The 17,287-nt window shown below is 70.1% G+C and carries 19 protein-coding genes; 7 read left to right on the top strand and 12 right to left on the bottom strand.

From position 1 onward, the window contains the following. Positions 1-41: 41 nt before the first annotated feature. From FHX75_RS14220 to FHX75_RS31610, 4 genes are read right to left on the bottom strand one after another with little or no spacing between them, the layout of a single operon-like run. Entirely contained in the window at positions 42-371 is a 330-nt protein-coding gene (locus FHX75_RS14220) for a hypothetical protein (RefSeq protein ID WP_154940184.1), read from the bottom strand. Then, entirely contained in the window at positions 358-1,089 is a 732-nt protein-coding gene (locus FHX75_RS14215) for a WXG100 family type VII secretion target (protein ID WP_154940182.1), read from the bottom strand. The genes FHX75_RS14220 and FHX75_RS14215 overlap by 14 nt, the downstream gene beginning before the upstream one ends. Next, entirely contained in the window at positions 1,086-1,448 is a 363-nt protein-coding gene (locus FHX75_RS14210) for a WXG100 family type VII secretion target (RefSeq protein WP_154940179.1), read from the bottom strand. The genes FHX75_RS14215 and FHX75_RS14210 overlap by 4 nt, the downstream gene beginning before the upstream one ends. Continuing rightward, positions 1,445-1,876: a hypothetical protein gene (locus tag FHX75_RS31610; protein WP_246158045.1), complete on the bottom strand. Its 432-nt coding sequence runs from the start codon at positions 1,874-1,876 to the stop codon at positions 1,445-1,447. Before FHX75_RS31610 ends, FHX75_RS14210 begins: the two co-directional genes overlap by 4 nt. A 699-nt stretch (positions 1,877-2,575) precedes the next feature. Between FHX75_RS31610 and FHX75_RS14200 the strand changes: the two genes are divergently transcribed. After that, positions 2,576-2,914, top strand: a complete 339-nt coding sequence (locus FHX75_RS14200) for a hypothetical protein (RefSeq protein ID WP_154940178.1) — start codon at positions 2,576-2,578, stop codon at positions 2,912-2,914. A gap of 1,026 nt (positions 2,915-3,940) precedes the next feature. Here FHX75_RS14200 and FHX75_RS14190 read toward each other — a convergent pair. The 3 genes from FHX75_RS14190 to FHX75_RS14180 form a co-directional block, all read right to left on the bottom strand. Next, the gene (locus FHX75_RS14190; RefSeq protein ID WP_154940174.1) at positions 3,941-4,738 is read right to left on the bottom strand and encodes a hypothetical protein; all 798 of its coding nucleotides are present in this window, start codon (positions 4,736-4,738) and stop codon (positions 3,941-3,943) included. A 95-nt stretch (positions 4,739-4,833) separates the two neighbouring features. Further along, positions 4,834-5,520 carry a tyrosine-type recombinase/integrase gene (locus tag FHX75_RS31235; protein ID WP_246158314.1) on the bottom strand — a complete coding sequence of 229 codons (687 nt, stop codon included), beginning with the start codon at positions 5,518-5,520 and terminating at the stop codon, positions 4,834-4,836. A gap of 129 nt (positions 5,521-5,649) precedes the next feature. After that, positions 5,650-6,489: an alpha/beta fold hydrolase gene (locus tag FHX75_RS14180; RefSeq protein WP_154940172.1), complete on the bottom strand. Its 840-nt coding sequence runs from the start codon at positions 6,487-6,489 to the stop codon at positions 5,650-5,652. Positions 6,490-7,027: 538 nt separating this feature from the next. Here FHX75_RS14180 and FHX75_RS30765 point away from each other — a divergent pair. After that, positions 7,028-7,243, top strand: coding sequence for a hypothetical protein (locus FHX75_RS30765; protein WP_170285370.1), 216 nt, complete (start codon positions 7,028-7,030; stop codon positions 7,241-7,243). A 783-nt stretch (positions 7,244-8,026) separates the two neighbouring features. Then, positions 8,027-8,467, top strand: coding sequence for a VOC family protein (locus FHX75_RS14175; protein ID WP_154941966.1), 441 nt, complete (start codon positions 8,027-8,029; stop codon positions 8,465-8,467). A 137-nt stretch (positions 8,468-8,604) separates the two neighbouring features. On the opposite strand, the gene FHX75_RS14170 is transcribed toward FHX75_RS14175, so the two are convergent. Both FHX75_RS14170 and FHX75_RS14165 read right to left on the bottom strand, forming a co-directional pair. Then, positions 8,605-9,771, bottom strand: a complete 1,167-nt coding sequence (locus FHX75_RS14170) for a hypothetical protein (protein WP_154940170.1) — start codon at positions 9,769-9,771, stop codon at positions 8,605-8,607. Between the two features lie 347 nt (positions 9,772-10,118). Next, a complete protein-coding gene (locus FHX75_RS14165) occupies positions 10,119-10,667 on the bottom strand; it encodes a GNAT family N-acetyltransferase (protein WP_154940168.1) in 549 nt (182 codons plus the stop codon). Between the two features lie 142 nt (positions 10,668-10,809). Between FHX75_RS14165 and FHX75_RS14160 the strand changes: the two genes are divergently transcribed. Continuing rightward, positions 10,810-11,370: a hypothetical protein gene (locus tag FHX75_RS14160; protein WP_154940166.1), complete on the top strand. Its 561-nt coding sequence runs from the start codon at positions 10,810-10,812 to the stop codon at positions 11,368-11,370. 128 nt (positions 11,371-11,498) lie between these two features. On the opposite strand, the gene FHX75_RS14155 is transcribed toward FHX75_RS14160, so the two are convergent. After that, positions 11,499-12,119 carry a pyridoxamine 5'-phosphate oxidase family protein gene (locus tag FHX75_RS14155; protein WP_154940164.1) on the bottom strand — a complete coding sequence of 207 codons (621 nt, stop codon included), beginning with the start codon at positions 12,117-12,119 and terminating at the stop codon, positions 11,499-11,501. A 156-nt stretch (positions 12,120-12,275) separates the two neighbouring features. Here FHX75_RS14155 and FHX75_RS14150 point away from each other — a divergent pair, with 156 nt between their 5' ends. The 3 genes from FHX75_RS14150 to FHX75_RS14140 are packed head-to-tail and all read left to right on the top strand — an operon-like array spanning position 12,276 to position 14,459. After that, positions 12,276-12,782, top strand: a complete 507-nt coding sequence (locus tag FHX75_RS14150; protein ID WP_154940162.1) for a DUF2231 domain-containing protein — start codon at positions 12,276-12,278, stop codon at positions 12,780-12,782. Beyond that, the gene (locus tag FHX75_RS14145) at positions 12,779-13,327 is read left to right on the top strand and encodes an Hsp20/alpha crystallin family protein (RefSeq protein WP_154940160.1); all 549 of its coding nucleotides are present in this window, start codon (positions 12,779-12,781) and stop codon (positions 13,325-13,327) included. The genes FHX75_RS14150 and FHX75_RS14145 overlap by 4 nt, the downstream gene beginning before the upstream one ends. Before the next feature lie 7 nt (positions 13,328-13,334). Next, on the top strand, positions 13,335-14,459 hold the full coding sequence (locus FHX75_RS14140) for a glycosyltransferase family 9 protein (RefSeq protein WP_154940158.1): 1,125 nt from the start codon (positions 13,335-13,337) through the stop codon (positions 14,457-14,459). 19 nt (positions 14,460-14,478) lie between these two features. Here FHX75_RS14140 and FHX75_RS14135 read toward each other — a convergent pair whose 3' ends face one another. Both FHX75_RS14135 and rfaE2 read right to left on the bottom strand, forming a co-directional pair. Next, entirely contained in the window at positions 14,479-15,357 is an 879-nt protein-coding gene (locus FHX75_RS14135; protein ID WP_154940156.1) for a glycosyltransferase, read from the bottom strand. Beyond that, positions 15,354-17,255 carry a D-glycero-beta-D-manno-heptose 1-phosphate adenylyltransferase gene (gene rfaE2, locus FHX75_RS14130; RefSeq protein WP_154940154.1) on the bottom strand — a complete coding sequence of 634 codons (1,902 nt, stop codon included), beginning with the start codon at positions 17,253-17,255 and terminating at the stop codon, positions 15,354-15,356. The genes FHX75_RS14135 and rfaE2 overlap by 4 nt, the downstream gene beginning before the upstream one ends. Positions 17,256-17,287 lie beyond the last annotated feature (32 nt).

Below are 17,287 nucleotides of genomic sequence, written 5' to 3'. Positions count from 1 at the left end.
CTTCAACTCGACCCGGTCGACGATGTCGGGTCGTGTCGCGGTCACTGCTGCTGGTCGGGCGTATTCGGGTCCGCGGTGAGGTCGGCCGCTTGGTCGGCCATGTGTTGGCGGTCCTCCGGGTCGACGTTTTGTTCCCACTCGCGGAAGCGGTGGTAGTGGTCGAGGAGCAGGCCGCCGTAGGCGTCGGTTGCGGCGACCTGGCGGAGGTCGGTGTGGCCGGCGAGGACGTCGCGGGCCATCTCTTGGAGGTCGTCGCCGGCGACGCCGTCGCGGAGTCGGGTGAGGCTGGCGTGCAGGAGCTTGGCGAGGCCCGGGTTTCCTTCGGTGAGGTCGAGGAACTGCCGCTCTGGTTGCGGTTCAGGTTGCGTCATGAAGCACCGGGCTGATGTAGGGCTGGTCGGGCAAGGGGACCTTGGACAGGTCGCCGCCTTGCTCGGCGAGGGTCTTGATGAAGCTGAAGAAGCCGAGGATGAGAGTGCCGCCGGCTTGGATCTTCAGTGCGGCGTCGTTGACCTTCTTGACCAGTTCGATGGCTTGCCAGGTGGCGATGCCGTAGCCGGCGACGGCACCGACGCCGGTTTCGATGAGTGCGGTGCCGGCGGCGGCGCTGACGCCGATGATGATGGCCTTGTCGATCATCATCTTGATGAGGCCGCCGATCATGTCGGCCAGGAGCCAGATGGCGCGTGCGGCTTCGTGGTACTTCTCCTCGACCTGGGCCAGGACGACGTTCTGCTGCACCGCTGCCGTCCCAAGCTGGCGGAAGTAGACGAACGCGGCGTCGGCGGCCTGCCCGTCCCACTGCTGGTCCAACTGTGAGGAGATCAGGCTGACGTTCTGGCCAAGGGCTTGCAGGCTCTGACCGAGGTTGCCGTAGGCGTCGCCTGCCTTGTAGAAGCTCTCCCAGTCTCCGACGAAGGCGTTGCTGATGGTGCCGATGACGTCGTAGCCGGCGACGTCCTTGATGATCTGGTTGACCCAGTGGGAAATGGACAGGGCGTCGAGGATCCCGATGGGATTGGCGAAGCCCTTGGTCAGTGAGGCGTCTGGTTGACCAGGCTCGACGAGGAAGTCCGTCGGCTCTCTCATGGCAGGTTCCCGCTCAGAGGGCGCCCGGAGGGAAGCTCGTAGCCGCTGCGGTCGGCGGTCGGGTAGGTGGCGTCCAGCCAGGCTGCGCTGCCGGTGTCGGTGTGCCGGTAGTGCTCGGCGGTGTCCTGGAGCGCGTCGCGTGACTTGTCGAGCAGCTCCATCAGGTGCGTGAGCCGCTGGTTCATCTCGTCGACGAGCTTCTGATGTGCAGGCCATGCCTCGTTGAGCAGCCCTTGGCCATGCCACGGCATGTCGGTGTGCTTGAGGATGTACGCGCGGGCGGTCTGAGCGTCGAGGCTCGCGTCGTTCAGGCGGGAAGCAGCGCGCTCCAGCGCACCGGGTTCGACGAAGAAGCTCACGACAGGCGGTCCCCGACGACGCCCGTCACGACGAGCAGGACCGCGGCGACGAGCAACGCCAGAGCCATGAACCGACCGCGCCGTTTCGACTCCGCATTGGTCGACGCGCGGTAGACACCGAGACCCGCCACGGCGGCGACGCCGAGGGGGATGCCCACCGACAGGAAGCGAATGAACGACCAGGCACTGAAGGTGCCATCGTCGCCGACGACCGCCAGCTGGTAGACGAGGAAACCCAGGCCAACCACGCAGAAGAAGAACAGCACCATCGACACCAGCGCGACGCTCTTGCGGAAGTCATGCCACTGATCAAGCTTCTCCGGCACCGCCGTCACCCGATCCGTCTGCCCCGTCTCACTCACGCCCGCACGATCCCACAGCACGACCACCGAGCGCGACCCCGCCATCACGCTGTAGCTGCTCTCCAACAGCGGCTGGCCTGGTGGCGACAGATGAGTCCACCTGCAGGCCGGAGTCCGATGTCGCCAAGCTGTGCAGCCAAGTGGCGCCCCAGCAGATCGACAGAACTCGGTCCTGAAGGCGGCAAGCCCGACCATTGCCTATATAACTCATCGCGGCCTAGCCAGGTCCCACGCGAACGGCCCCCTGCGGTAACAGGAGGCCGTTCTGTCCGAGGTGTGTGCCTACTCACAACCCATGGCTCACATCTCGTAACGCCTAACGGCAACCCGGCTACTTAGGTCGCGCACTTGCTGCCTTCTGCGGGGCCTGAAGCGCTTGAGTACCTACTGACCAGACACTTCGATTAAATCGACGAATCCCAATAGCATGGTGCCTGAGTCGCAGGTCAGACATCCGCGCGACATTACTTGCTATTGCAAGCTTTCGTTGCTCATCAATTGAGTAGCCGCAACGCCTTGTGAAAGTTTCATGATTACTCAGCGTTGCCAATTCTGGGCGCAGAGTCCGCTTTGCGCTGTACGTGCGACGGACAACGGACACGGTGTGTGACGCGAATGTCGTAACCGGCGTGACCCCAAGATTGCTGCCTCGTTGTGTGGGCTGAGGCACCTGTCGCGTCTGCCCGGCGGTAACCGGACAACGCATCTCCCGGCTGGTCGCCTCACCGTCCGAGGAACCTACGAACACGCCCCACTGGAGCAACGGTGCCCAAAAGCACGTCTGGCCGGCGAGTGCCGGCGCGCCCCACCTCTGCGTCCAACCGCAGCAGCGCACGCCAGATTCCACGGCAGGCCGAGCCCGTCGACGACGAGACGACAAGCAACGAGAGCTACCTGCTGACACAACGGGATCTGCTCATCCTCATGATCACGCTGATCGTCGGCCTGCTCGCAGCCTTCGTCACCGGCCTGACCACAGCAGTGCAGGCAGCTCCAACCCTTGGAGTAGGCCCTAGCATTGCCCTCGGAGTCGCCGGCGGCGTCGTCACCATGGTCCTCACCGGCCTGGTCGTGGCGAACAGGCTCCACAAGCTCGTTCGCTAGCAACCGTGGGGTAAGAGGTGTGCCCTGCCCTGTTGCCCGCAGAGCAGGGCACACCCATGACGTCCGCGAAGCCCCGACAGCAACCGCGCCGGACTTCAGCGCACTGACCAGCCCTGACGTGGACGGTCATCCGAGCGTGCAGGTGCCGGACGCCTGCGGACGCGACGCACAGAGCCTGTAAACGTGGCGTTAGTCAGGCCGAGCTGGACAATTGGCTTACCCGGCGCGGGCTAGCGGGCTGCTGCTGGCAGGCAGGCGCTACCAGCGACGGCGCGGCGGAGCGAATGAGTGCGGTAAGGGCTTCAGGACGTCAAGGAGTTCGGGGAACGCGAGTAGTACTGATGCAACGCCCTGAGCTGAGCTACCCAGAACTCCATCTTTGCCGACTTCGATGGGTTTCTCCCAAGTAGCCCCAGTTGCGTCGCAAGTGCGTAGAAGCCAGGACCTGCATCGTTGGCGTCGAGGTACCGCACTAGTGCTGAGATCATCAAGCCCGTTGTGGGGTAGTTCCGCTCCACGATCATGCCGAGTAGGCGTCCTATCGCGGCTCGCTCGTCCTCACGGTCAAAGTTAAAACCCGGGATCCCTGTTCGATGCACCAACGTTGCGTTGAGTTCCGTGTAGGTAGTGGGGTCCCCGATTCGTGCACGCTCAATGAGGAAGTCCAGCCCGGCCGTCGCCAGGCGTTCCCACGTCTCGTCATCTCGGCCATACAGCGACATAGCACCCCTCCGAGGTGGAGGCTAGTCGACGACCGCGGTCCTCGGAACCCTGCTTGGCTGCAGAGGCGTGACGGAGACGGACGGCCGGAGGCGGCCATCCGGCGAGGTCGTCCTACAGGCAGCAGCGAACGATCAAGCGTAACCATCGCTGATAGCCATAGGACTCTTCCTCGCCGAACAGCAGCGGCACGTCGTACGACTGTTGCTAGGCCGGCGTCGACCATGACATGCGGCAGGGCATGCAGGATCGGACGGGAGCAGGGCGCGGTGCCGTGGGCGCAGTCCCGCACGCTAAAGATCTGGATCAGCAGCTCCAGTCGCCCCATCTCCAGACCTTCCACGTGCCCTTAGGTCGACCGTGGTACTCGCAGCCAACACTGCCTCCGCCTGTACTTCCTGTACCGCCTGTGCCTCTAGCGCCTGACTGGTTCTGCCACGGCTGCTGCACGTAGCAGAGGCCTGTCTTGCCGGATCCCGGCTTCCCGTTCGGCGGCTCACCGATCGCCTCAGTGAGGCTGTTCGATGCGTAGAAGTGGGCGTCGCCGGCATCATCTGGCCCGAACAGCGAGCTATTCCACTCCTCCTCGTAGCTTTCTCGCGCCTTGCCAACCAGGTCATAGGCGTGCCACATGTCGACATTCACAGAATTCGCGTCTGCACCATCTGGCGCAGCCAGCGCTGCCTCCTTGTAACTGGTGTGCGGGAGCGACACGAGCGCATCGGCGATCGCCTGCCCAGGATCGAACGCTTCAACCTCAGCCCAGAGGGCGTCTGCCTGCGCCTCTCGCTTGCTGTTGTCGAGCTCGACGCCGTTCTTGTACTGGGTCCTGCGAAGGTCCGAAATCTTGTCGCCCTTAGCCTCGAGCTGGATGAACGTCTTGGCATAAGTGGTGCACCACCTGGCTGGCGTCATCTTGCGTCCCGGCGGCAAGGTAAGCGCCGTGGGCGCAGGCTCCGGCTCCGGCATGGTCGGCAGGGCTACTGCCGACCGTGTGGGCGTCGGCGTAGGAGCCGCCTCGGGCTTGGTGGCCCCCTGGCCGCACCCCAGAACCAGAACTACTGCCGCGATTCCACCGACCCACGCTGCGGGCTTCTTGCTCAAAGAATCTCCTTGCAACAACGTCCTTTAGGCTGCGGTTGAACCGCTGGCCGCGGGATGCTAGCGCAGCTCAGCTCGTACCCGATCTTCAGGGCCGATCACTGGCAAAGGACGGCTGGCGCGGGAGGCACAGGACTGGCCTGCAACGATCCGCACCAGCGTTGAGGTGTCCGGGCTTCCACGAGGCGGGGTGGGGCTTCGCCGTACAGCAGATCCCCCCAACGAAGCTGCCTCTGCCGCTCTCGTACACGCACGCCACGTTGCAGGAGGGCAATAGCGGATGAGCAGCCATCCGAGCAGCCAAGCTGGCGAGCATCAGCGGACGATCCCGGACCTAGACACCACGTAAGGCACGAGAACCAAATGGTAGACCAGCACCATGGGACCGACTCGTAATGCGTAGGTCGACGGTTCGATTCCGTCAGGCGGCTCGGTACGGAAGCCCAGGTCAGCGACCTGGGCTTCGCCGTTTCCCCAGGTCGATCACGTCCCGGCTGGCGGGCCGAGTCCTTTAGATAGTCCTTGTCCCGTGCGGCTATTGCTTCGTCCAGGCGGTTGGCGACGGCGTCCAGGTCGTCACCGAACAGCCCCGCATACACGTCCAGCGTCATTGACGCCGAGGCGTGCCCAAGCATCCGCTGCACCGCCTTGACGTTGGCGCCCGCCGCCACGGCCAGACTCGCCGCCGTGTGCCGCAGGTCGTGAGGCGTGAGCCCGGCCAGCCCGACCGAGGCAGCCGCCGGCGCGAAGACCCGAGTCCGGAAGATCGGCCGGGAGCGGATCACCTCGCCGGGCACCACGAGGCTGGACGGTCTACGACTGCCCGACGAGGAGATCCGCCAGCGAGGCCAGGTCCGCAAGAGGTCCACGGACGGCGAGGGAGTGGTGAGAGATACCGAGAGGCGTTTCCGCTGCTAGAGCGCGAGCATCGCCGCCGCGACCTCACCGGCGGCCGCATCGGGGATCGCCGTCGCGGCCCGTTCGAGCACGAGCAGCCGCGCACCGGGGATCTCGCGCGCGAGCGCTTCGCCGTTGCCGACAGGGAAGAACGGGTCGCGGCGACCGTGCACCACCAGCGACGGGATCGCGAGCTCGGACAGGCGCTCGCGCCAGCGCGGCTTGCAGTCGAGCTTGGCGAACACCATGCCCAGGTGGTTGGCCATCTGCACAGCGGGCTCGGTGCCCGGCGTGCGGTCCCATCTGCGCTCGGCGGTCGCGCGCGCGGCGACGGGGTCGTCACCGAGGATCTCTGCGCCTGCGGCGGCAAACTCGGCCACCGCGGCGCGGTCGGACCAATCGGGCATCGAACGCGAGAACAGCCGGTCCATCGTCGCCGCGTCATGGTCAGGCAGGTCGTCGTCGACCGGGCCTGGAGCGACGGGCCGCGTTCCGGCGAGGGTGAGCGCCGAGAACGCGTCCGGGTGGTCGAGCGTGGCGACCTGGGCGACCATCCCGCCAACGCCGATGCCTGCCAGGTGCGCCGGCCGGTCGTCGAGTTCGCGGGCGAGCGCTGCGGCGTCGGCTGCAAGATCGCGCAGCGTATACGCCGGAGCCTCGGGATCGACGGTGGTCGACGCGCCGGAATCGCGCAGGTCGTACCGCACAACGTGGCGCCCGCCGCGCGCGAGCGCCTCGCAGAGTGCGTCGGGCCAGGAGAGCATGGTCGTGCCGCCCGCGAGCAGAACGAGCGGCGCCGCCGTGTCGCCGAAGTGCTCGACCCCGAGCGTGACGCCGTCCGCCTCGACCGTCGTCATCACGCCTCCACCGTCGCGATGACGCCGCCGGACGTGCGGAACGAGTGGACCGTCGGATACATCATGAACCTCCAGGGCGGCGTAGTGGACCGGTGGCGCGGGGACGGCGGCACAAGCTACGCGTCCCCGCCGGTGGTATGCGTCGCGTGGACGTACGCGACTGGGGTTGGCTCTCAGAGATGGACAACTGGCGGGGCGGAAACTCATCGGGACCCTGTCCGCAAGGGAACGACGACCGATCAGCCGCCTGTCACCAACGTCATGGCCGGGTACAGCTAGAGGTCCACACGTGCAGCTCGCCGGGTCGCTCAACTTGATCTCATAATTCTTTCGTCTCCGTGCCATCCACGTGCCGGTAGCCGGTACCCCGGACGGTCACCAGGGGCACGAACGGTCACGCGCTTCCTGCCTTGACCTGGCCCACCAGGTCCTTGTCGACCGTGTTCTTCGTCCTTCCAGATTGACGGGTGCCGTAAGCCCAGAGGCGCGGGTCCAAACCGGCGCGGTCCACCCGGTCCGGTGCGCTACGGTGCTCGCTGTGATCCGGCAAACCATGGTGGCCTCTGTAGATAAGCCGAGCGAGGTCGAGGCGGGTGAGGCTTGGCTGAACGCCAACCGGGACGCCCTGACCCACGCCGAAGAAGAAGGCGGATGCGGCTGCTGCGTCCGGATGTGGAAGTTGGAGGGACCTGCCGAGGTTTTGGCGAGAATTCCTTACGAAGTCTCGGCTTCCTCCGACTGGGATACGGCCTAGCAAAGCAGTGGATGGGGCGTGCCCGCTGCGTGCCCGATCGCGCGGGCGGCGGGGGTTGACGGCGGTCACGTTCGGCGGTTCGCAGCAGCGACGGCCGGGCAGGTCAAGCCAGGTCATCCCCAGGCCGCACCCGGCTGCATCGAGAGTTCCTAAACCGTGTGGCCGTACGCCCAGGCCGTAGATCAGTTGAGCAGTCCCGGAACCCGCTCCTGAAGCTTGGCCGCCACCCGCGACAGCCCGGCGTGTCGAACCAGCTCCGGATCGCACCGCGCGAGTCTGCCAGCTCGGACGCCATCTCGTGCCCGTCGAAGCGGTTGTGGATCTTGGCTCATCCGGCAGGCGAGCCAGCTAATCGGCTGACGATCCCTCACCTCAGCTGTCAGGCATCAGGGGGCGATGGCGGTCTTGGGAATCTACGGATCAGATGGCCGTCGCCGGCTTGATCGCCGATCATGACCTGGGCTTCTTCATGCCGTTGCGAGCCGAGCAGCCAAGCGAGCAGCCAACGCCGCACTCACCCGACCACGGTGGCCACCGTTGGCGTACCGGCTTCGCTTCCCCGCTTCCACCTCATGGACCAGCCCGTGACCGCAGCCAAGCTGTCCGCCTGCCCGAAGACGCCGTCGGGGCGTCACATCCATGAGGGATTCGAGGGGTTTTGTAGTTTCCAGGGCATTTAAGCAAGGGCTGGTTGAGGATGGGCGCAGGGCCAGCCAAGGGCGCAGGAACCAGGGCGTTGACACGTCGCCTGCCATCGCAGGAGGAGGAGCCGACAGCGTGGACATGAAGTTGGAATTCGTCGTGCTGCCCGTCGCCGACGTGGGACGGGCCAAGGACTTCTACAAGGCGCTGGGTTGGCGGGAGGACATCGATGTCGGCGAGGGGGAGGGCCGGGTGGCGCAGATGACGCCGCCCAGGTCGGACTGCTCGATCATGTTGGGCCCCAGCCTCACCACGGCCGCGCCCGGCTCCATGCAGGGCCTGTGCCTGGTCGTGGACGACATCGAGGCGGCCCGCGCCGAGCTGGTTGGCCGCGGCGTCGACGTGAGCGAGGTCTTCCACGCCGCAGGCGGTGGCTTGCCCCTTGCCAACGGCCAAGGACGTGCCCCCGGGCTGGCTCCGGACCGGGCGAGCTATTTCTCGTTCGCCTCGTTCAACGACCCGGACGGCAATGGCTGGTTCCTCCAGGAGGTCACCACGCGCTTCCCGGGCCGGCTGTGGTGAGTGCCGGACGCTACGAGGAATAGACCGGTGCTCTGCCCGGACTGGTCGACGTGTCGACGGCAGCCAGGGTGGAGCGATCGTGCGGCGCCAGGCGGTCCGGGGCCGAAACGATCCCCGGACCCCGGACCGCCTTGACGTCAGAGCGTGAGCTGGCTCCACGTGTGACCGCCGTCGGTGGTGCGGTACACCGCGGCTCCCGACCATGCGGGTCCACCCCAGACCACCACACCGTGCGCGGCGTCCTGGAAGTCCAGGTCGAGCATCGGGAGCTGCACGTCGGGGATCGCCAGGGGCGTCTCCCAGGTGGCGCCGTTGTCGAAGCTGGCGTGCAGCCAGCTCGCGCCCGCACCGACGCCGGCCACGACCGTGCTACCGGCCGAGGTCGTCGCGAACCCGGTGGTGATCCCCGTGGTGGGCGCGTACCCCAGCACGACGGGAGCCGCGCCGCCTACCGACTCGACCAGCTGCTTGTGCATGTAGCCGCGCTCCGGTCCGAAGCTGCACATGCCCTCGACGTCATCGGGCTCAGTGCTGCTGAGCCGTACCGCGTCGTGCGCCGAGCAGACCGGCTCGACCTCGGTCCAGCCACTGCCGTCGGCTGCCGACCACATCCGGAGCGACGTGTGGATCACGCCGAGGGCGACGTAGGCGGCCGAACCGTGGGTGGCGATGTCCCACCCGCCGCTGCCGTGCACCGCGACGCCGGCCACCGGCTGCCAGTTGTCCTCGCCGAGGGGCGCCGAGTAGAGCTGGGTGGTCTTGGTGCTTCCGACCCCGTAGGTGACGATCGCGTAGGCGTACCGGTCGGTCGAAGCGAGCTTGGCAATGCTGACCGAGCCGACGGCGCCGGACAGCCGCACGCGCCGCCACGTGCCGGCACCGTCGTGGGTGGCCATGAGAACCTGGCCGTCCGTGGTCCACCCGTCGAGCTTGTTGGCGAAGTGGATCTTCGTCTGGTCAGGTGTGGACGACACCCGTGGGGCGGTGTGCTGCTGCCAGGTCTGCGCGCCGTCCGACGTGCTGACGAGGGTCGGGCATGAACCGGCCCGGCACGGCGCGAAGCCCAGCACCCAGCCGTCGGCGGGGCCGGTCCACGAGGTCGACGTGGGAGCGAAGCCGGCGGGTACGCCGGCGGTGGCCACCGTGGTTGGGGTTGCCGCCTGTGCCCTGTCGGTGGTGCTCGCCGAGGCGACGGACGGAGCAACCAGCATGGCGAGGGCCGTCGCCGTGCCGACGGATGCGGACAACCGGGAGTACCACGATCTGCTGGTCGGCGGTGTGCCGGCGAGGCCGATGCTTCTCACGCTATCTCCAACCTTGTTGATCAAGTCGGTGAGGGACGGTCGTGAGTGAATGGAACTGGTCAGCTTCGACGTGAGCAATGGCTGGCGGCCGGCACGTTGGTGCCATGGCGTACACCGGCCACAATCCAGCCCTGGCATCCGAGACGAACGCCCCTGGCGCCCCGCGCCGCAGGTCGTGAGGAGTGGTCGGCGGTCGCGGCAATGAGAGGTCAGGCGCCCTGGCGAGATCGAGCGAGGGGGTTGGCCACTGCAGGAAAGATCCCGCCGAAGTCGGTCGCTGGTCGCGCAGTGCCGCTCGCGGGCCGATCAGCTCTCGATCGCCGGCCGTGGCCCGCAGGCAGCCTCGATCAACTCTGCCACTGCTCCGCGAGCAGGCCGTAGATCAGGGTGTCCGTCCACTCGCCCTTCGTCCAGTGGTCCCGGCGCAGGTGCGCCTCTTTGACCATGCCCACCCGCTCACACAACCGCGCCGACGCCTCGTTGCGGGCATCGACGTGAGCGATGACCCGGTGCATGCCGCAGTGCGCGAAGGCCACGTCGATGACCGCGCGGACCGCTTCCGTGGCGAACCCGCGGCCGGAGACCGCCGGGTGGAAGGCCCACCCCATCTCGCCGCGGGACAGCGTCTCGTCGGCCGGCCACAGGATTACGTCGCCGACGACCTCGCCCTCGTGCTCCGCCACCACCGCGAGACGGGACTCCGGCCCGGTGATCCCTGTGCTGGTGAGCCGCTTGGTGACCACCCTGGTGGCGAACTCCCGCGACCACGGCTCCCACGGGATGTAGCGGGCGACGCGCGGGTCGCTGTAGTACGCGAGCAGGGCATCCACGTCGTCGATCCGGTACCGACGGAGAAGCAGTCGCTCGGTACGGATCGGCAGTGCCAGCTCAGACATGCCGCCCAGTATCAGCTCGCCGGACTCACGGCCCGCTCCCGGGGCGCGAGCGGCCGTCGCGCCAGCCCCTGCTCGGGCGTGACGCCGCAGGGTCACCCCCGGGGGTACGCGAACAGGTGACGCGTACGCCTAGGCTTCCATCGTGGACTGGTCGGCTCTGGGCGCAACGATCCTCACTCTCGCCGTCGGCGCGCTGATCGGCCTCGTCCCGTCCCTGCTGGTCGAGCGGCGCAAGGAGAAGCGCGAGCTGGCGACCCGCTGGGACGCCCCGCTCTACGAGTTGAGCGTCGAGTTCGCGTCCACGGTCCGGGTCTTCCGCCACCTGGTCGCCCGGATGACAGGCGCGCCGGATCCCGTCGCCGAGCACGACCGTACGGAGGAGGAACGGCAGCGGCTGCTGGCCCTGCTGGAGCAGATCCGCCTGGTCGGCGACGAGCGGGTCCAGCGCGCCGCCCGGATGGTGGTACGCCATTCCTGGGCGGTGCTCCGCGTCGCCGAGGGCCACGAGGACACCCGGGCGGCGGAGTTCGGCGGGGTGCCGCCGGAGACGAGGCTCAGCACGTCGCTGCACGAGTTCATCCGCGCGGTGCGGGTGCAGCTGCGGGTGCCCGACCCGGAACGCATCGCCTCGGACGAGCCCGACGACTGGCCGGAGCTGACCGACGGTCAGCGACGGTTCCGCATCGGCCTGCCGCCCCGCTGATCCGAGCAACCGCCGTCGCGCCGGCCCGACAGTCGCCGCGGGCGCTGATCCGTTCACGACATCAGCTCGAAAGGCCCGCAGGAGGCACTGCTCCTCCGGGCGGCGACGCCGATGGCGGCCGGCCGCCCCTACCCCGCGTACAACGAGTTGAGGTATTCCGGGCCGTAGCGGCGTTCCAGGTCGGCGAGGCTCTCCGTGGTGTTCTCGACCTCCTTGATCAGTCGGGCCCGGGTCGGCAGCACGTCGGGCTGCCAGGTCTCCGGCTTCCACAGCTCCGAGCGGAGGAACGCCTTGGAACAGTGGTAGAAGATCTGCTCGACCTGGACCTCGATCGCGAGGATCGGCCGGTGCCCCTTGACCACCATGTCGTCGAAGTACGGCGCGTCCCGCAGCAGCCGCGCCCGGCCGTTGATCCGCAGGGTGTCGGTCCGGCCCGGGATCAGGAAGATCAGGCCGACGTGCGGGTTGTCCAGGATGTTGCGGTAGCCGTCGGCCCGCCGGTTGCCCGGCCGTTCCGGGATGGCCAGGGTCGTCTCGTCCAGCACCTTGACGAAGCCCGCCGGGTCGCCCTTGGGCGAGACGTCGCAGCTGCCGTCCGCCCCCGCCGTCGCGATCAGGCAGAACGGCGAGGCGGCCAGCCACTGCCGGTCCCGTTCGTGCAGCACGACGCGTTCCTTGGCGACCGCCCGGGGCATCGCCGCCCCCAGCAGGTCGCGCAGCTCGTCGTGCGAGGTGATCTCCACCGTCACGTCCGCCTCCCCCGTGCGTTGACTTCGGTGGCGGCCCGGCCGGACGCCGACCGCCGTCCGTCAGCCTAGGCGGGCGTGGCGAGCGCGAGGTTTGCCCACCGGAGCGGCGGGTACGGGCTCACACAGCGCCCCCGAGCCGAGCAGTGGAGGCCCACCATGGAGAGCCGTCTGAAGGTGCTCGGGCACCCCGTGCACCCGATGCTGGTGATGTTCCCGGTGGCGCTCCTGGTCGTCGGCACGCTCTTCGACATCGTCGACACCGTCGGCGGCCCCGACTTCCTCGGCGAGGTGGCGTACTGGAACATCACGGTCGGCCTGGTCGGCGGCCTGCTGGCCGCCGCGGCCGGGACGTTCGACCTGCTCGCCATCCCGACCGGCACCCGCGCGAAGCGGGTGGCGCTCACCCACGCCGCCGCGAACGTGGCGGTCATTCTGCTCTTCGCCGCCGTCTGGGCGGTCCGGCTCAACGCCGACTCCCGGGCGGCCGGCGGCGCGCTGATCGCCATCGAGGTGGTCGGTATGGCCATCCTCGGGGTCAGCGCCTGGCTCGGTGGCGAGCTGGTCGACCGGCTCGGCGTCGGAGTCGACCGGGAGGCCGGCCTCGACGCCCCCAGCTCACTGCGGCCCCCGGCGGCCACCCAGCGGATCGGAGACGTGCGATGACGGAACAGCCCGGCGGTTTCGGCCGTGGATGGCGGGGTCGGCAGCAGGGCTGGGACCCGATGGGGGAGCTCCAGTCGCTGCGGTCGGAGCTGAGCCGGCTGGTCGGCGGCCGGGGTGGCTCGTCGGACGTCGAGCTGACCGAGACCGCCGACGGCTGGGAGGTGGTGGTCCGGCTGCCCGGCGTGGCGCCCGAGGAGGTCGCCGTCGAGCTGGACGAGCGGGAGTTGTGCGTGCGCGCCCGTTCGGAGGCCGAGGTCAACGCCGACCACGGCATCCCGGGCGGCTTCGAGACCCGCGGCTTCGAGTACCGGATCGACCTGCCGTCCCGGGTGGACCCGGACGCCATCGACGCGGTGATGGACCACGGCCTGCTGCGGGTCCGCCTGCCCCGGGCGAAGCGGGCCGCGCCGCGCACCATCACCGTCGGCCGCGCCGGCCATCGCGGCGGTCCGGCCGCCGGCGGTACGGGCACCCTCGCCGATCCGGCGGCGGACCGGGAGATGCACCACCCGGACACCACCGTCGACGAGCTCGACCGGCCGTAGCGTTCGGGTGGCCACCGCGTCCCTGCTCGGCCCGGTCGGCGAGCGCGTGCCCGACGTGCGGCGCATCGCCGTGCTGCGCGCCAACGCGCTCGGCGACTTCATCTTCACGCTGCCCGCGCTGGAGTCGCTGCGGGCCGCGTACCCGGAGGCGGAGATCGTGCTGCTCGGCGCGCCGTGGCACGCGAAGCTCTGGCGCGACCGGCCCGGCCCGGTGGACCGGGTGCTGGTCGTCCCGCCGGCCCCCGGCATCCGCGACCCCGGGCCGGACGAGCCGCCCGCCTCCATGGACGACTTCCTGGAGCGGACCGCGAAGGAGGGCATCGACCTGGCGGTGCAGGTGCACGGCGGCGGGGCGAACTCGAACCCGCTGATGAGCCGGCTCGGCGCCCGGGTCACCGCCGGGCTGCGCGCCGAGGACGCGCCGCCGCTGGACCGGTGGATCCGGTACGTCTACTACCAGCACGAGGTGATCCGCTACCTGGAGGTGGTCGCTCTGGTCGGCGCGCCGGCCACCACCGTCATCCCCGCGCTGGCGGTCACCGACGCGGACCGCGCCGAGGCGCTGACGGTGCTCGGCGAGCCGGACCGGCCCCGGGTGGCGCTGCACCCGGGGGCCACCGACACCCGCCGGCGCTGGCCCGCCGGGCGCTTCGGCGAGGTCGCCCGGGCGCTGCACGGCGACGGGTACGAGGTGCTGGTCACCGGCACCCCCGCCGAGCGGGAACTGGTCGACGCGGTGGTCGTGGCGGCCGGCGTGCCGGTCCGCCCGCAGGTCGGCACGCTCAGCCTCGGCGGCCTGGCCGCCGCGTACGCGGGGTGTGAGCTGGTCGTCTCCAACGACACCGGCCCGCTGCACCTGGCCGGAGCGGTCGGCACCTCCACGGTCGGCATCTACTGGCTGGGCAACCTGATCAACGGGGCGACGCCGCTGCGCGCCCGGCACCGGCCGATCGCCTCCTGGACCACGCACTGCCCGGTCTGCGGCGTGGACTGCACCCCGGGGATCTACCCGCACCGGCCGGGCGACGGCGAGTGCCCGCACCGGGACTCGTTCGTCACCGACGTGCCGGTGGTGGAGGTGCTGGAGGCGGCTGCCGAGCTGCTCCGCCCGGAACCGGGCGCGCCGCGCTGACCTGCCCCGACGGCCCGGCTCAGGCCGGTTGCGGGGTGTCCGAGTCGGCGAGCACGACCTCCCAGGCCTCCACCTCACGCTCGGTGACCGTGGTCGGCGACTCCAGGTGGTACGCCCCGCTGGGCAGCACGCCGGCGCCGCCGTGGCGCGCCATCACGGCGAGCTGCGCGGCGACGTCCTCGCCCTGGTGGCGCTCGTGCACCCGCCGCCAGAAGTCGAAGCCCCCGGAGTCGACCAGCGCCGCCCGGTCGTAGAGCACGCAACCGCCGATCCAGGAGACCTTGTACGCCCGCCACGCGCCCGAAGGCAGGTCCAGCTTGCGCGTCACGTGCAGCAGGTTCGCCGCCGGGTGGATCGACGCCCGCTGCCACTGCGGGGTGTCCGGCCGGATCCGCTCGGGCACGACGGGGCCGTCCCACTCCTCGTAGTGGGCGTGGGTTTCCGGGCGCACGTCGTCGGCGTACGACAAGCCGTGCACCGCGTTGCCGACGAAGCCGCAGCCCAGTTCGCCGATCGCGCTGACCAGCCGGTGCAGGGTGCCCGGCTCCAGCCACACGTCGTCGTCGAGACAGAGCACGTACCGCGCCGCCGACTGTCCCAGCAGGTACGCCCGGTGTTCGGCCAGCCCGCGCCGGGGCAGCCGGCGGGTCAGCAGCACCGGGTGCCCCCGGTGGCGCAGTGCCCGGGCCATGGTGGCCGCCGCCGGGTGCGTGTACGCGGGCTCGCCGTCGGACTGGTCGCTGACCACCACCCCGAACCCGGGTACGCCCTCCTGGGCGGCCAGGCCGGAGAGGGTGACCGCCAGTTCGGCGGGACGGTTGCGGGTCGGGATCAGCACGTCGAGCTGCCGGGGCCGGCGGAACTCCTCGGCGTTGCCGAGGTCGAGCGGTCGGTTCACGCCGACCTGCCCGTCCGCTGCGGGGCGCCGGACTGCGGCGACCGGGTCGACTGCGACCGGGTGGACTGCGGCGACCTGGTCGACTGCGGCGGCTGCGGCGCCGGGGTCGCCTGGGCGCGGATCCGCTCGATGATCGCCGAGGTGGAGCGGTCCGGCACGTACCCGAGGGTGCGGACCTGACCGCCGAGCCGGCGGACCAGCGGCGCCTCCGGCACCATCTCCGGCGGGTAGTCGCCGCCCTTGACGTACACGTCGGGCCGGACGGTCTCGATCAGCGCGGCCGGCGAGTCCTCCTCGAAGACCACCACGTGGTCCACGCAGGACAGCGCGGCGAGCAGGGCGATCCGGTCCTCCACCGGGTTGACCGGCCGGTCCGGGCCCTTGAGCCGGCGGACGCTGCCGTCGGAATTGACCGCCACCACCAGCAGGTCGCCCAGCGCGCGGGCCTGCTCCAGGTAGCGCACGTGCCCGGGGTGCAGCACGTCGAAGCAGCCGTTGGTGAAGACGATCGAGCGGCCGGCGCGCCGGTGGTCGCCGACGATCGCGGCCAGCTCGGCCGTGCCGACCAGCGTCGGGTGGGCCGTACCGTCCGAAGTGGTGCCCAGCGCGGCGAGCAGGTCCTCCCGCCGGCAGACGCAGGTGCCGGTGTCCGACACGGTGATGGTCGCGGCGAGCTGGGCCAGCTGGGCCGCGGTCGGCAGCGGGGCGTCGGCCGCCAGGGCCAGCGTCATCGCTGCCAGGTACGCGTCCCCGGCGCCGACCGCATGGCTGGCCGGGACAGGTGTGCTGTGGCTGCGCCGGGGCTCGCCGTCGGCCCCGCCGACCACCGCCCCCTCGGTGTCCAGGGTCACCGCCACCACGTCCGCGCCGGTGTGCTCGCGCAGTTCCTCCAGCCGCGACTCGGCCAGCACCGCCCGGTCGACGCCGTCGCCGGCGGCGGTGTTCAGGGTGACACCAGTGCCGGTGACGCTCAGCCCGTCGACGGTCATCGCCACCCGGTCCTCGCCGGGCGTGGGCTCCCCGGTCGGCCCGGTGCCGACCACACCGGACCGGTCGCCGGTGGCGGAGAGGCGTACGCCGGCGCCGCCCGGGGCCGCGCCGACGCTCAGCTCGGACGGGCCGTCGGCCGGGTCGACCGGCGGGTGGTCCAGGTGCAGGTCCGGGCCGGCGGCGGTCCGTCCGGCGGGACGCGGCGCGGCGCCGAAGCCGGCGGCGGCGCGGGCCAGCAGCCGGGTCGCCTCGGCGAAGCTCGGGGTCACCACGGTCGGGGCGAGGCCCCGCCAGTCGGCCAGGTCGTGTGCGTCCAGCGCGACGGTGGTGTAGCGCTCGCGGTTGGCGACCAGCCAGGCGCGCACCGGCGCGGGCAGCGCGCCCAGGCCGTAGTCGCAGACGACCAGGGTGGGCGTGGCGCCACCGGCGGCCGCCTTCAGCTCCTCGGTCGCGCAGTCCAGCGCGGTGAGCAGGTCCCGCACCCCGTCGTCGTCGAGCGCGTCCTCCGGGTCGCCGGAGTCCTCCCGGAGCAGGATCTGATTGCCGGCGAGCATCCGCCGCTTCACCGGCGTCGGCCGGTGCGGCTGGCCGACCGTACGGTCCCAGACCCCGGCCCGGTCCAGGCAGTCGTGCAGTTCGTCGCCGGCCACGTCGGCGCCGACCGGGGCGACCAGCAGCGCCCGGCCGCCGAGGGTGGCGATGTTGACCGCCGTGTTGGCGGCGCCGCCGGCGGCGGAGATGCGCCGGCGCAGGGTGAGGACGGGGGCGGGCGCCTCGCGGCAGAGCCGGTCGGACTCGGCGAACCGCCACTCGTCCAGCATGGCGTCCCCGACGACCAGGACCGGGCGCCCGAGCCAGCTCTCCACGACGGTGGCGAGCCGGCGCTGTTCCGCTGCTGCTCCTGCCATGCCTTCCCGACTCCCCCGAGGGCCCCGGACCA

The sequence above is a fragment of the Micromonospora palomenae genome (assembly GCF_007829925.1).
GTDB lineage: Bacteria > Actinomycetota > Actinomycetes > Mycobacteriales > Micromonosporaceae > Micromonospora > Micromonospora purpureochromogenes.
The sequence above is the reverse complement of the archived record's forward strand: the minus strand, read 5'-3'. Positions and strand labels throughout refer to the sequence as shown.

Excerpts from the sequence above, each read along its gene's own strand:
- FHX75_RS14220 (WP_154940184.1), bottom strand. The coding sequence starts at position 371 with ATGACGCAACCTGAACCGCAACCAGAGCGGCAGTTCCTCGACCTCACC.
- FHX75_RS14215 (WP_154940182.1), bottom strand. The coding sequence starts at position 1,089 with ATGAGAGAGCCGACGGACTTCCTCGTCGAGCCTGGTCAACCAGACGCC.
- FHX75_RS14180 (WP_154940172.1), bottom strand. The coding sequence starts at position 6,489 with ATGACGACGGTCGAGGCGGACGGCGTCACGCTCGGGGTCGAGCACTTC.
- FHX75_RS14175 (WP_154941966.1), top strand. The coding sequence starts at position 8,027 with ATGAAGTTGGAATTCGTCGTGCTGCCCGTCGCCGACGTGGGACGGGCC.
- FHX75_RS14165 (WP_154940168.1), bottom strand. The coding sequence starts at position 10,667 with ATGTCTGAGCTGGCACTGCCGATCCGTACCGAGCGACTGCTTCTCCGT.
- FHX75_RS14150 (WP_154940162.1), top strand. The coding sequence starts at position 12,276 with ATGGAGAGCCGTCTGAAGGTGCTCGGGCACCCCGTGCACCCGATGCTG.
- FHX75_RS14145 (WP_154940160.1), top strand. The coding sequence starts at position 12,779 with ATGACGGAACAGCCCGGCGGTTTCGGCCGTGGATGGCGGGGTCGGCAG.
- rfaE2 (WP_154940154.1), bottom strand. The coding sequence starts at position 17,255 with ATGGCAGGAGCAGCAGCGGAACAGCGCCGGCTCGCCACCGTCGTGGAG.